Here is a 13,296-nt window from a genome sequence, read left to right as displayed (position 1 = left end):
GATATCCACTGAAAATGAACTTGACTGTGATCAAACTCTCGCCAAATATTCTCTGCGCCACTGCAAATACGTGAGATAAATCACCTTAGTTAATCTTCTGAAGGACAAGATGCCTCACATAAAAAGCCGTACCACAACTGTGCTCACTACTTTTCATCAATCCAACACTGCTGAATTGCTTCCAGTATTTTTTCATTGCAATGCTTAGGATCATCTGCAAAATCATTCAAAGCTAACACCCACTCATACAGTTGGGTGAAATGCAGCTGAGTAGGATTCACCTCTGGGTGTGCTTCAAGTAATTCCAACGCAATATCTAACGAATCTATCCAAGTTAATGTCATCGTTTTCCCCTATTCGGTTCGCTTGAATGGGTAAGCTAGTGCTTAACGCCGTTACCCATAAGGAGGTGAATCAAGTGTTGATATTCCGTAGTCAATACTCGACACCAAGGGTGTTAACCCTGTGCTTGCGTCACCTTTTTTACTTTAATCGCATTTTTTTCAACAAAATCAATAATAGCACCCGCCACATCTTTCGTGGTGGCGCCTTCAATCCCCTCAAGCCCTGGTGAAGAGTTCACTTCCATGATCACTGGACCATGGTTTGAGCGTAACAAATCAACCCCTGCCACATTCAATCCCATCGTCTTCGCCGCACGAATAGCCACAGAGCGCTCTTCAGGAGTTAGTTTGACTAAACTCGCCGTGCCACCACGGTGCAAATTAGAGCGGAACTCACCGGGCATAGCTTGACGTTTCATGGCGGCAATCACTTTATCACCGAGCACGAAACAGCGAATGTCTGCGCCGTTGGCTTCTTTGATATATTCCTGCACCATGATGTTGGCTTTAAGGCCCATAAAGGCTTCAATCACGCTCTCAGCCGCTTTGCGGGTCTCGGCTAATACCACGCCAATGCCTTGGGTGCCTTCGAGTAATTTAATCACCAGAGGCGCGCCACCCACCATATCAATTAAGTCAGGAATATCGCTCGGTTTATTGGCAAATCCTGTAATAGGCAAACCAATACCGCGGCGTGACATCAGCTGCATAGAACGCAATTTGTCCCGTGAGCGGGAAATCCCAACGGAATCATTTAAGGCATAGACGCCCATCATCTCAAATTGGCGCAACACCGCCGAACCATAAAAGGTAATCGACGCCCCAATACGGGGGATCACGGCATCAAATGCAGGTAACTCTCGCCCGCCAATGTGGATACTCGATTGCCGCATGTTGATATTCATATAACATTCAAGGGGATTGATTACGTGTACTTCATGACCACGTAATTGAGCCGCTTCAACGAGTCGCTTCGTTGAATATAACTCTGGCCCTTGCGATAAAATCGCTATTCTCATTTGGTCTCCGGCAACCATTAATTTTGAGCGCATAATACGCCTGCGCAAGGATAAATCAAACAACTAGAGGCATAGACAAGATTAGTTGCACAAATGCTCAACGCCAAAAGCAAAAAACCAGTCACGTGGACTGGTTTTAATCATTATCGAAGCAATATTAATTGCCTTCGCTAACCATGTTAACCGTGTATTTAGGGATCTCAATCACCATGTCAGTGTCGACCACTTTAGCCTGACAAGATAGACGGCTTTCGGGCTCAAGTCCCCAAGCTTTGTCTAACATATCATCTTCTAGCTCATCACTTGGCTCAAGATCATTAAAGCCTTCACGCACGATACAGTGACACGTCGTGCAAGCACAGGACTTTTCACAGGCATGCTCGATATTGATGCCATTACGCAGCGCAACATCGAGAATGGTCTCACCAACATTCGCCTCAAGCACAGCGCCATCAGGGCACAACTCGGCATGGGGAAGAAAGACTAATTGGGGCATTACATCACCTATATGTTGTCGATCGACTGGCCTTTGAATGCCACTCGAATAGAATTGTCCATACGTCTGGCAGCAAAATCTTGGGTTTGCTCATCCAGTTTTTCAATCGCGAGCTTAATCGCATCGGCATCATCGCCCGCGGCAACTTGCGCCACATTGGCCATAGTAGCATCGATCTGAGCACGCTCATCGGCATTCAGCAAATCGCCATCTTTCGCTAACGCGGCATGTAAAGACTCGAGTACCCTCGCCGCCTCCACTTGCTGCTCGGCCAGCATACGACGACCGATATCGTCTTTGGCATACTTCATCGAATCTTTCAGCATAGTGGCAATTTCAGTATCCGATAAACCAAAAGACGGCTTAACTTGAATACTAGACTGTACGCCGGTGGATTTCTCCATCGCGGTCACACTGAGTAAACCATCGGCATCCACTTGGAAGGTCACACGAATGTGCGCAGCGCCTGCGGCTAACGGCGGAATACCTTTTAAGGTAAAACGCGCCAGTGAGCGGCAATCGGCAACGAGCTCTCGCTCACCTTGCACCACATGGAATGCCATGGCCGTTTGACCATCTTTAAAGGTGGTAAATTCCTGCGCCCGTGCAACCGGAATCGTGGTATTACGCGAAACCACTTTTTCCACTAAGCCGCCCATGGTCTCTATGCCTAATGACAAAGGGATCACATCGAGCAATAACAAATCCGATTCGGGTTTGTTACCCACTAAAATGTCGGCTTGAATGGCCGCGCCAATGGCGACAACACGATCGGGATCGATAGATGTCAGCGGTGGTTTACCGAAGAACGCTTCGACCTGTTCACGCACTAATGGCACGCGCGTTGAACCGCCAACCATCACAGTTTCAAGCACTTCATCCGTCGTCACGCCCGCATCACGCAGGGTACGGCGACAGCTGGCAATCGTCTTTTTCACCAATGCCGCAATCATGGCATCAAATTCAGCTTTAGTAACGATTTGCGTCAGTTCAGTACCATCGGCAAGGATCACTTTTGCTTCAGTTTCTGCTGCATCCGTTAAGGTTTCTTTGACTCGACGCGATTCAATCAACAACTGACGACTTAATTGTGAGTCGATGTCACTAAGCTGCCACACTTGTTGCATATGTGCTTGCAGTAAATGATCGAAATCATCGCCGCCAAGCGCTGAATCACCACCAGTGGCTAACACTTCGAATACACCGCGATTCAAGCGCAAAATAGAAATATCGAAAGTACCGCCGCCTAAATCATAGATGGCAATCACGCCCTCTTGCTTAGAATCTAAACCATAGGCAATCGCAGCAGCAGTCGGTTCATTCAACAAACGTAGCACTTTAACACCCAGCAAAGCTGCGGCATCTTTTGTGCCTTGGCGCTGGGCATCGTCGAAATACGCAGGCACAGTGATCACCACGCCTTGCAGTTCGCCGCCTAAGGTTTTTTCAGCGCGGGCGATCAGCGGACGTAAAATCTCCGCAGACACTTGCACGGGATTCACTTGGCCTTGGGGAGTCACAAATAAAGGTAAACCGTTTTCGCTTTCGGCAAACTCGTAGGGTAATGATTGCTCGCAAGCTTTAATATCCGCTAGGCTGCGGCCCATAAAACGCTTAACCGAAACGATCGTGTTTTGCGGATCCTGCGCCGAACTCAACGCAGCAAGCGCGCCGACTTCGACTGAATCTTGGGTATAACGCACGATAGAAGGTAATGAATGCTGTCCAAGTTCGTCCGGCAGGGTTGCCGTCTCTCCACTTCGAACGGCCGCCACCAAAGAATTGGTCGTACCTAAATCTATGCCAACGGCAAGTCTATGTTGGTGCGGCGCGGCACTTTGACCGGGCTCAGCTATCTGCAAAAGGGCCATATATATCCAACTTAGTAATGCCAACTCAAGCGTACTTGAGTCAGCAAAGTAACATAAACACGGAAAATCAATCTAACAGAGCGTCTTCGACTCTGGTCAACTCGTCGTGTAATTTTGCCATAAATTTGAGTTTGCGAACTTGATCCGCCGCTAACAATGCGTCTTCAGCCTGCTCACTGGTTAACAGTTGAGTCAATTGCTGAGTGAGTTGCGCGCGGTACTGCGCAAAAGATTGATATAGCTCGTCAATACTCGCTTGAGGATCGGCACTATCGCGTATATCTTCTAACGCCTCGCGCCATTCCATTTGCTGCATCAAGAAGCCAGTATCTTTCACTGTCGTGGTTTCATGGCTTAATTCAATTCCACGCAGCGACAACATATGCTCAGCGCGGCGAATGGGATCTTTTAAGGTTTGAAAACCATCATTGACTTGCGCCGTGCGCTGCACCGACAGCAATTTTTGCTGATCAGTATCATTGGCAAATTTATCGGGATGAACCGCCCGTTGCAGTTCGCGATAGCGTTCTGCAAGTAAGGCGGTATCAATATCGAAGGCAGGGGAAAATTTAAACAGCTCGAAATAATTCATGCGTCAACTTTAGCGGTTAAACAGTGAAACTTTCACCACAACCACACTCACCTTTTGCGTTAGGATTATTAAATTGGAAGCCTTCATTCAGCCCTTCTTTAACAAAATCCAGCTCGATCCCTTGAAGATAGATAAGGCTCTTGGCATCTATGATGATTTTCACATCTTCGATATCAAATACTTCATCGTCATCATTTAAAGAATCAACGAACTCAAGTACATAAGCCATACCAGAACAGCCTGATGTTCTTAAGCCGAGACGCAGGCCTACACCTTTGCCTCGGTTGACTAAGAAAGATCTGACACGATCGGCTGCCGCTGGGGTCATTGTAATCGCCATCTTAACTCCAGATGTTACTTAGCTTGTTTCGATTTGTACTCGTCGATAGCAGCTTTAATGGCATCTTCAGCCAAAATTGAACAGTGGATCTTCACTGGTGGCAATGCCAATTCTTCAGCGATATCCGTGTTTTTGATCGCCGCAGCTTGTTCGATAGTCTTGCCTTTAACCCACTCAGTTACCAGTGAGCTAGACGCAATCGCGCTACCACAACCGTAGGTTTTGAACTTAGCATCTTGAATGATGCCATCAGCACCAATTTTCAACTGAAGTTTCATCACGTCACCGCAAGCAGGCGCGCCTACCATACCGGTCACGACCGAAGGATCGTTTTTATCAAAAGAACCAACGTTACGTGGATTCTCATAATGATCTATCACTTTTTCACTGTAAGCCATGGTACTGCTCCAAAATTATCTATTGTAAAGGTCAGAATTAATGATGTGCCCACTGAACTTGGTTCAGGTCGATCCCATCTTTAAACATTTCCCACAAAGGAGACATTTCTCTTAATTTATCAATAGATTGAGTAATTACTTCGATAGCGTGATCGATTTCTTCTTCGGTTGTGAAACGGCCGATTGAGAAACGAATCGAGCTATGTGCCATTTCATCATTTAAGCCAAGTGCACGTAATACGTAACTAGGCTCTAGGCTGGCTGAGGTACAAGCCGAACCCGATGAAACCGCTAAATCTTTCAGTGCCATCATTAACGACTCACCTTCAACATAGTTGAAGCTGACGTTGAGGCTACCGCTAACACGCTCAATCGCATCACCATTGATATAGGTTTCTTCAATGTGCTTGATGCCATTCCATAATTTGTCACGTAATGCACCGATACGAGCATCATCAGAGGCCATTTCCGCTTTTGCGATTGCAGCAGCTTCACCTAAACCTACGATTTGATGCGTTGGTAACGTACCGCTGCGCATACCACGCTCATGACCACCACCGTGCATTTGCGCTTCTAAGCGAATGCGAGGCTTACGGCGAACATATAAGGCGCCGATACCTTTAGGACCATACATTTTGTGACCAGAAATCGAGATCAAATCCACTTTAGTGGCTTGCACATCGATAGGCACTTTGCCTGCACTTTGCGCCGCATCCATGTGGAAAATAATGCCCTTTGAACGGCATAGCTCACCGATTGCATCGATATCGTGGATAACACCGATTTCGTTGTTCACGTGCATGATGCTGACAAGGATAGTGTCGTCACGCATTGCCGCTTCTAAACGTTCCATTGGAATGATGCCGTTTGCAGCAGGCTCTAAGTAAGTCACTTCGAAACCTTCACGCTCTAATTGGCGACAAGTATCGAGAACCGCTTTATGTTCAGTCTTACTGGTGATGATGTGCTTGCCTTTCTTGTGATAGAAATGAGCAACACCTTTTATCGCTAAGTTGTTCGATTCCGTCGCGCCAGAGGTAAACACAATTTCGCGGTGATCGGCGTTAATTAACTCGGCAACTTGGTTGCGAGCAATATCCACCGCTTCTTCGGCTTGCCAGCCGTAGCGGTGTGAACGTGAGGCCGGATTACCAAAGATGCCGTCCATTGTCATGCATTGGAACATCTTTTCCGCGACTCTAGGATCAACAGGCGTGGTGGCGGCATAATCTAAATAGATAGGAAGCTTCATAACACACTCCGTACTGAGCAGTCTCTGGTAGAGGCTACATACAACGTACAAAAATTATTTTTATATATAACAAAGTGCCGCTATAAACTGACTCTTTGTTCCTTTTGCATAGTGTCTTGCTTAAGTGAGATAAATTGCACATCTCGCTTCTGCATCAAGCCGGCAAGACTGATACCATCTAAAAAATCGGAAATTTGTTTGCTTAAATCGCCCCAAAGTGAATGGGTTAAGCAGCGAGTTCCACTCTGACAGTTGCCAAGTCCTTGGCAACGAGTCGCATCGACAGACTCGTCTACAGCATGGACAACCATGCCGACTGAAATATCATTAGCTTCTAGACCTAAGCGATAACCACCGCCCGGTCCACGTACACTGGCAACTAAACCGTGTTTTCTTAGCTTAGCGAAGAGTTGTTCCAGATAGGAAAGCGAAATCCCTTGTCTTTCAGAGATATCCGCTAAGGGAACTGGTCCCGATGCTGAGTGGATTGCCACATCTAGCATAGCGGTTACTGCATAACGACCTTTTGATGTAAGTTTCATAACTACCATAGCTCCCGAACAGGTATGCATTATTTCAACATACCCGAGTAATTCAGTCAAGTATTAAAACCTACTAAAACACTCAAGTATATGAGTGTGCACATAACCAATACCCTTTCATCTTGGTGGGGTATTTAACCTTTTTCTAGCCTAAGATTCAATGCTAAAGCGCCAATTAATCGACATCTAGCACGATATAAACGCAGGATAAAAGTGATCTCGGTACTATGGCGCGATCAAACTCTGGTTTGATCGCAATATGCGCCTTTACAACAGGATAAGCTAAAGTAAAACGCTAAACGAGACCCTTGTAAGGGTCAGCCCTTAAGCAAGTTAGACCGCTAAGTTGAACCATTTCTTGAAACTTAGATACTCGGATCAAACTCATCTAATGCACTATGGCGTTTTTCCGCTGCCGCTTTTTCTGCATCATTAAACTCGCCCATATCAAGCTCTGGCAGTTTTTCAGTGCAGACATTGCCACCCAGCCCTTGAATGGCTTGACACAACTCTTGAACTTTCGAGTCCATCAAATGCATGTGATCGAGCATCTGCCCTATTGCATTGGCCACCGGATCGGGATTATCCGGTGATACCGCGTACGCATCGAAGCCATATTTTTTTGCCATCGCGCTGCGGCGTTCAGTTTTCTCTTTCGATTGCGGTGACGGTGTAGCCACCACGCGCCCAGGAATCCCCACAACCGTGGTATCTTTGGGCACATCTTTCACCACAACAGAATTCGAACCCACACGCGCACCATCGTGCATGGTAATAGGACCGAGGATTTTTGCCCCTGCGCCCACCACCACGTTATTGGCTAACGTAGGGTGACGTTTCCCCGCCTGCCAGGTGGTTCCACCAAGCGTGACACCGTGATAAAGGGTGCAATCATCACCAATCTCAGCCGTTTCACCAATCACAACGCCCATACCGTGGTCGATAAAAAATCGATGACCTATGGTTGCCCCAGGATGGATTTCAACCCCTGTCAACCAACGGGAAAACGTCGATAAACAACGTGCCGTTAAGCGCCAATCGCGCTTCCATAGCTTATGGCTTATCCGATGCAACCAAATGGCATGCATGCCTGGATAGTTAACCAAGATCTCAAACGCGCTACGCGCCGCAGGATCACGGTGATATATAGATTCAATATCTTCTTTTAGCCTAGCTATCACGCCCATTGTTTATCCTTCGCGATTAGTGTTAATTATTAAGGTTTGGCTATTTTTCTTTAGAACCCGCCACTTTCTCAATTGACGTCAAAATGCCCCTGAGGATATTCATTTCCTGACTCTCAATCCGTGCACGACTAAACAAGCGGCGAAGTTTCATCATCACTTGTCCAGGATGGTTCTTGATGATAAATCCAGTGGATAACAGTGTTGTTTCAAGGTGTGCGAAAAAACGTTCCTGATCGGCAGCCAAGGGATACTCAGTCAGCTCTTCTTCGGCAACGTCTTTTTGCGCGAGATGGGCAACGCGGGTTTCATAACAAATGATTTGTACGGCTTGCGCCAGATTAAGCGAGCTGTACTCTGGATTTGCAGGGATAGCCACATGATAAGTGCACTGTTGCAGCTCTTCATTGCTTAAACCATGGTTTTCACGGCCAAACACAATCGCAACAGGGCCTTTAAGTGCCTCGGTCGCTAATTTCACCCCAGCTTGTCTTGGCTCTAACATGGGCCAATCTAAAGTGCGACTGCGTGCGCTAGTTGCAATCACTAGACTGCAATCGGCAATCGCTTCAGCAAGTGAATCCACTTTCACAAGATGTTTCAGAATATCCGATGCACCCGCGGCTAATGCTATGGAATGACCGTCGGGCTCAACCCGGGGCTCTGCAAGATACAGAGTAGACAGACCCATAGTCTTCATCGCTCTGGCAGTAGAACCAATATTGCCGGGGTGCGAAGTCCCCACTAAAACCACTCGAATATTACTTAGCATGAAACAACTTAATTTAATTCATAAAACGTTGGGGACGAATATTATCACAGCCATTGCCGAATGCTTATATGAAAATCGGTATTTGATATAACTATCAAATCGAGTATAATACCGCCCGCTATTTTAACGTTCTTTAACATCCAGGGGATTGCAATGCATCCGATGCTGACGATTGCTGTACGCGCTGCCCGCGCGGCCGGCCAAACTATTATGCGCGCCTATACTGAACTTGACCGTATCGAAGTCAGTTCAAAAGGTATCAACGATTTTGTTACCAGTGTAGACAAGGAAGCAGAAGCGACAATTACTTACCAAATTCGTAAATCTTACCCTGATCACACTATCGTGGGTGAAGAGAAAGGCGAAAACCGCGGTGAGAATAAAGACTATGTTTGGATAGTCGACCCTCTGGATGGCACTAACAACTTTGTTAGAGGCATTCCCCACTTCGCGGTTTCTATCGCTCTGCAATACAAAGGCAAGACTGAAGTTGCCGTTGTTTACGATCCTGTCCGTGAAGAACTCTTTACCGCTGTACGTGGTAAAGGCGCCAAACTCAATGATTTCCGTCTGCGTGTTACCAACGTGAATGAATTAGCGCCTACCATGATTGGTACTGGCTTCCCATTCAAGGCGCGTCAACACACTGAAACTTACATGGCTATTTTCGGCGAAGTCTTCGGCCAATGTGCTGATTTACGTCGCGCAGGTTCTGCCGCATTAGATTTAGCCTATGTTGCCGCGGGTCGTTTGGACGGTTTCTTCGAAATCGGCTTAAAGCCATGGGATATCGCTGCTGGCGATCTGATTTGCCGCGAAGCGGGCGGTACTGTGACTGATTTTACTGGCAACCATAACTATTTGGTTTCGGGCAACATCGTTGCTGGCTCACCTAAGGTGACCACAGAATTAGTGAAGATCATGCGTCCATTATTGAACGAAGGCTTAAAACGTTAATCGAGATTAACGCTTAGCTTTAAATAAACGCATAAAACAGATACAAAAAAGGCCAGTGGTAATCTCTTTAAGAGCGCCCACTGGCCTTTTTGTTTATGTGCCATTCATTCCTAAATCATCAAGGAGTGTCCTGAAAACATCTGCACTGATTTCAGCCCAAATCGGCTAACAGGACGAACAACCACTTATCCAGTTATCTACCCGCTAACGCTTGTGCTGGTGCAATTTGGCTCGCCTTCCAAGCGGGATATAAAGTCGCGATTAAACTCATCACAAACGCCATCACAATCACCAGTACCGCATCCGAAACATGCAATTCAGACGGTAAAAAATCGACAAAGTAAACATCGGCCGAGAGCAGTTGAATACCGAGTAACTGCTCAACTGAGCTCGCAATCGCACTTAAATTCAGTGCCACGCTCACGCCGATAATGCCACCAAGACCACAGCCAAGCAGACCGTTTAACGCGCCCTGCACCATGAAAATCCCCATCACAGCCAAACGACTCAGGCCCATGGTCATCAAAATCGCAATTTCGGACGCTTTATCCCGCACCGCCATGACTAAGGTGGAGACAATGTTAAAGCAGGCAACACCAATCACGAGTACTAGAACTAAATACATCACAGTGCGAACTAACTGAATATCTTGATATAAATGCCCTTGGGTACGGGTCCAGTCACTGATATACACAGACTGCTTTTGCGCATAACCGAGTTCGCGTACTTTTACTGGTGCATCAAACACTTTATCGACGCTAATACGCACACCCGTTACACCACTATTCATGTTCAAGATCTGCGCCGCGTATTGCAATGGAATATAAGCGGTTGTCAGTTCAAGCTCGCCGCCCAGATGATAGGTGCCTGACACCACAAAACGATGGCTCTTCGCCGCACGTAAACTGCCTGCCGCGTCGGGATCGATATCCTGCACATATAAGGCCAGCGTATCACCCACCTCAAGCCCCAACTTAGTCAATAAACTCTCGCCAAGGACGATATGATTCTCATCTTGGCTCAGACTCTGCCAGCTTGCATCACTCATAAACTGTGACAAAGTTGACACCTTCGTTTCTTCTTTCGGATCAATACCCACCACGGCTAAGCCTTGAAAACCACCAGGCTTCTGCACTAAACCTTGCATGCGAATAAAGGGGGCTGCACCACGAATACCTTCAATTTGTAGCGCACCTTGCGCAACACTCTGCCAATTGACGATAGGTTCGTCCACCCCGACAATGTCCGCCTGCGGCACTACACCCAGTAATCTTTGCTCTAGCTCGCGCTCAAAACCATTCATTGCAGACAGAACTATGATCAATACCGCCACACCTAAAGCGATACCGGCAGTCGATGCAAAGGAAATAAAACTAATAAAACTGTTGGATTGGCGGGCGCGATAAAAACGCCAACCAATGGATAGGGCTAACGGTCCTTTCATACTTGGGTTTCCGCCGCTAATTGCAAGTAACCGTTTTTCATCATCAGTTGGCGGTCCATACGGGCAGCCAATTTATGATCATGGGTCACCACCACAAACGCCGTACCTAACTGATCGGCAAGCTCGCGGATCAACTCATAAACCGCATCGCCACTGTTAGCATCTAAATTACCCGTAGGTTCATCGGCCAGCACTAACTTAGGTTTATTAATCAACGCCCTTGCGATAGCGACACGCTGACGTTCGCCGCCCGATAGCTCGGCGGGAATGTGGGTCATGCGATGGCCTAGCCCTACCCGCTCCAATAAGACTTTGGCATCGGCGAGCGCTTGTTTACGATCTTCACCTTGAATAAATGCCGGCATAGCGACGTTTTCTAGGGCAGTGAATTCAGGCAATAAATGATGGAATTGATAGATAAAGCCGAGATCTTGATTGCGGATCTGCGCTTGACGCGCACTAGACACTTGGTATAAATCTTCGCCTAGCAACAAGACTTTGCCCGCGGTTGGCTCATCCAAAGTCCCCATAATATGCAGCAGTGTGCTCTTTCCTGAGCCTGAGCTGCCGACAATCGCCAACTGCTCGCCCTTAAACACCTGCAAATCGACATTAGACAACACTTGCGTGGTCACGGCGCCATCATGGTAACTCTTACTGACACTCTGCACTTGCAGTAACACGTCTTGCATTGAAGTTCTCTCTTAAACATGCTTTGGCATCAATTTATTTCATTAAATCAATGCATTAAATTATTTTCATCTTGGCAAGCATCACTCACGGATGAATACCCATGGGTGACGACTATTCGTAAAAGCTCACGGGTTTACTCGTATCTCAGCGCAGTTGCGGGTTGCACTCTGGCCGCACGCAGCGCGGGATATAAGGTCGCCAACAAGGTGACCAATAGTGTGCCTATCACGATCACTGACAACTGCATCAACTCCAGTTTTACTGGCAAACTCTGTCCCGCACCTAAAATCGAAATGCCTAAGGTCGTCATAATGCCATTCAGATTCAAAGTGATAAGTATACCTACCGCGAGCCCAAGCACTAAACCAAGTACAGCATTGAGCGAACCCTGCACCACAAAAATGCCCATCACTGCGGGCGTGGTTACGCCTTGGGTTTTTAGCACTGCCACATCCGTGGTTTTATCGACCACCATCATCACCAGCGCCGAGACGATATTGAATGCGGCCACGGCCACAATCAGGCTCAGCATCAGTGACATCATGTTCTTTTCCATTTTTACCGCACCAAACAAGTGACCATAGGTATCACGCCAATCGCTGGTTGTTACCTTAATATCTTGTTTAGCGAGAATATCCTGCACTTTAGACGCTAAAGCGGGCGCGCTAAAGGGATCGGATAAATAGAGTCTAAGCTGATCAATAGCCTCACTCGGTTGACGCATTAGACGCTTTGCATCTTGATAATGGATATATGCAACGCCGGCATCAACCTGAGAGCCCATTTCAAAAATGCCAGATACCAAGAACTTACGTTGACTCGGCACTGGGCCTAATGGGGAGTACACCACACCATCGCCACTCAATAATCGTACCGTATCACCAGGAGCGACTTTGAGTTGCCGTGCGAGCTCAGATCCTAAAATCACCTTGAAGTCGCCACTCGTCAACTGTTCAAATGCACCTGAGTAAGTGTGCTGCGCAACGGAGGATAACTTTTGTGCTAATTCGGGAAACACCCCATAAACCTGCACAGCGCGAATATTCGACGCAGATTGCACCATGGCCTGCGTCGACACGCTCGGTGTAACGCCTAACACACCCGGTAAGGCTTTTAGCGCACTCGCCTGCTTTGTCCAATCGACTAACGGCGCTTCGCTATAAAGGGTTAATTGTGGCACTGCACCTAAGATACGTTGCTTAAGTTGGCCTTCAAGGCCATTCATCACTGAGCTGACAACGATCAAGGCTGCAACGCCTAAAAAAATGCCCGAAACGGCAAATAAGGTAATGAACGACGCGAACGCGTTCGCTTTTTTGGCCCGCCAATAACGGTAACCAATATAGAAAGGGAATCCTGGATTCATTGAAAGAGGGTTGCGTCCTATGTGCT

General features: G+C 47.2%; 15 protein-coding genes. 1 reads left to right on the top strand and 14 read right to left on the bottom strand.

The genetic code is table 11. From position 1 onward, the window contains the following. Positions 1-146: 146 nt before the first annotated feature. The 11 genes from iscX to trmJ all read right to left on the bottom strand — a co-directional run bounded on the left by iscX (position 147) and on the right by trmJ (position 8,810). Complete coding sequence (iscX, locus tag ACHA99_RS18635; protein ID WP_028759821.1) at positions 147-344, bottom strand: Fe-S cluster assembly protein IscX; 198 nt, start codon at positions 342-344, stop codon at positions 147-149. A gap of 113 nt (positions 345-457) precedes the next feature. Next, the gene (gene rimK / locus ACHA99_RS18630) at positions 458-1,363 is read right to left on the bottom strand and encodes a 30S ribosomal protein S6--L-glutamate ligase (protein ID WP_006081851.1); all 906 of its coding nucleotides are present in this window, start codon (positions 1,361-1,363) and stop codon (positions 458-460) included. A 157-nt stretch (positions 1,364-1,520) separates the two neighbouring features. Next, positions 1,521-1,859 (bottom strand): ISC system 2Fe-2S type ferredoxin, encoded by a 339-nt coding sequence (gene fdx / locus ACHA99_RS18625; RefSeq protein WP_006081852.1) that lies wholly within the window; start codon positions 1,857-1,859, stop codon positions 1,521-1,523. Between the two features lie 8 nt (positions 1,860-1,867). Continuing rightward, a complete protein-coding gene (gene hscA, locus ACHA99_RS18620; protein WP_393944341.1) occupies positions 1,868-3,730 on the bottom strand; it encodes a Fe-S protein assembly chaperone HscA in 1,863 nt (620 codons plus the stop codon). A gap of 67 nt (positions 3,731-3,797) precedes the next feature. Next, on the bottom strand, positions 3,798-4,322 hold the full coding sequence (hscB, locus tag ACHA99_RS18615) for a co-chaperone HscB (protein ID WP_113940596.1): 525 nt from the start codon (positions 4,320-4,322) through the stop codon (positions 3,798-3,800). A gap of 16 nt (positions 4,323-4,338) precedes the next feature. Continuing rightward, positions 4,339-4,662, bottom strand: coding sequence for an iron-sulfur cluster assembly protein IscA (gene iscA, locus ACHA99_RS18610; RefSeq protein WP_006081855.1), 324 nt, complete (start codon positions 4,660-4,662; stop codon positions 4,339-4,341). A 14-nt stretch (positions 4,663-4,676) separates the two neighbouring features. Beyond that, complete coding sequence (gene iscU, locus ACHA99_RS18605) at positions 4,677-5,060, bottom strand: Fe-S cluster assembly scaffold IscU (protein ID WP_006081856.1); 384 nt, start codon at positions 5,058-5,060, stop codon at positions 4,677-4,679. A gap of 37 nt (positions 5,061-5,097) precedes the next feature. Further along, positions 5,098-6,312 (bottom strand): IscS subfamily cysteine desulfurase, encoded by a 1,215-nt coding sequence (locus ACHA99_RS18600; protein WP_113940595.1) that lies wholly within the window; start codon positions 6,310-6,312, stop codon positions 5,098-5,100. 80 nt (positions 6,313-6,392) lie between these two features. Beyond that, the gene (gene iscR / locus ACHA99_RS18595) at positions 6,393-6,854 is read right to left on the bottom strand and encodes a Fe-S cluster assembly transcriptional regulator IscR (RefSeq protein WP_006081858.1); all 462 of its coding nucleotides are present in this window, start codon (positions 6,852-6,854) and stop codon (positions 6,393-6,395) included. Between the two features lie 365 nt (positions 6,855-7,219). Beyond that, positions 7,220-8,041, bottom strand: coding sequence for a serine O-acetyltransferase (gene cysE / locus ACHA99_RS18590; RefSeq protein ID WP_028759817.1), 822 nt, complete (start codon positions 8,039-8,041; stop codon positions 7,220-7,222). A gap of 40 nt (positions 8,042-8,081) precedes the next feature. After that, positions 8,082-8,810, bottom strand: coding sequence for a tRNA (cytosine(32)/uridine(32)-2'-O)-methyltransferase TrmJ (gene trmJ, locus ACHA99_RS18585; protein ID WP_028759816.1), 729 nt, complete (start codon positions 8,808-8,810; stop codon positions 8,082-8,084). 153 nt (positions 8,811-8,963) lie between these two features. Between trmJ and suhB the strand changes: the two genes are divergently transcribed. Beyond that, positions 8,964-9,767: an inositol-1-monophosphatase gene (suhB, locus tag ACHA99_RS18580; protein WP_028759815.1), complete on the top strand. Its 804-nt coding sequence runs from the start codon at positions 8,964-8,966 to the stop codon at positions 9,765-9,767. A gap of 193 nt (positions 9,768-9,960) precedes the next feature. Here suhB and lolE read toward each other — a convergent pair whose 3' ends face one another. The 3 genes from lolE to ACHA99_RS18565 all read right to left on the bottom strand — a co-directional run bounded on the left by lolE (position 9,961) and on the right by ACHA99_RS18565 (position 13,270). Beyond that, complete coding sequence (gene lolE, locus ACHA99_RS18575) at positions 9,961-11,211, bottom strand: lipoprotein-releasing ABC transporter permease subunit LolE (RefSeq protein WP_287480319.1); 1,251 nt, start codon at positions 11,209-11,211, stop codon at positions 9,961-9,963. Beyond that, a complete protein-coding gene (gene lolD, locus ACHA99_RS18570; RefSeq protein WP_393944336.1) occupies positions 11,208-11,903 on the bottom strand; it encodes a lipoprotein-releasing ABC transporter ATP-binding protein LolD in 696 nt (231 codons plus the stop codon). The genes lolE and lolD overlap by 4 nt, the downstream gene beginning before the upstream one ends. Before the next feature lie 134 nt (positions 11,904-12,037). Beyond that, complete coding sequence (locus ACHA99_RS18565) at positions 12,038-13,270, bottom strand: lipoprotein-releasing ABC transporter permease subunit (RefSeq protein WP_393944334.1); 1,233 nt, start codon at positions 13,268-13,270, stop codon at positions 12,038-12,040. Positions 13,271-13,296 lie beyond the last annotated feature (26 nt).

Source organism: Shewanella sp. S23-S33, assembly GCF_043359565.1.
Classification (GTDB): domain Bacteria; phylum Pseudomonadota; class Gammaproteobacteria; order Enterobacterales; family Shewanellaceae; genus Shewanella; species Shewanella oncorhynchi.
Note: the sequence above shows the minus strand (reverse complement) of the source record. Positions and strands in the feature narration are given on the sequence as shown.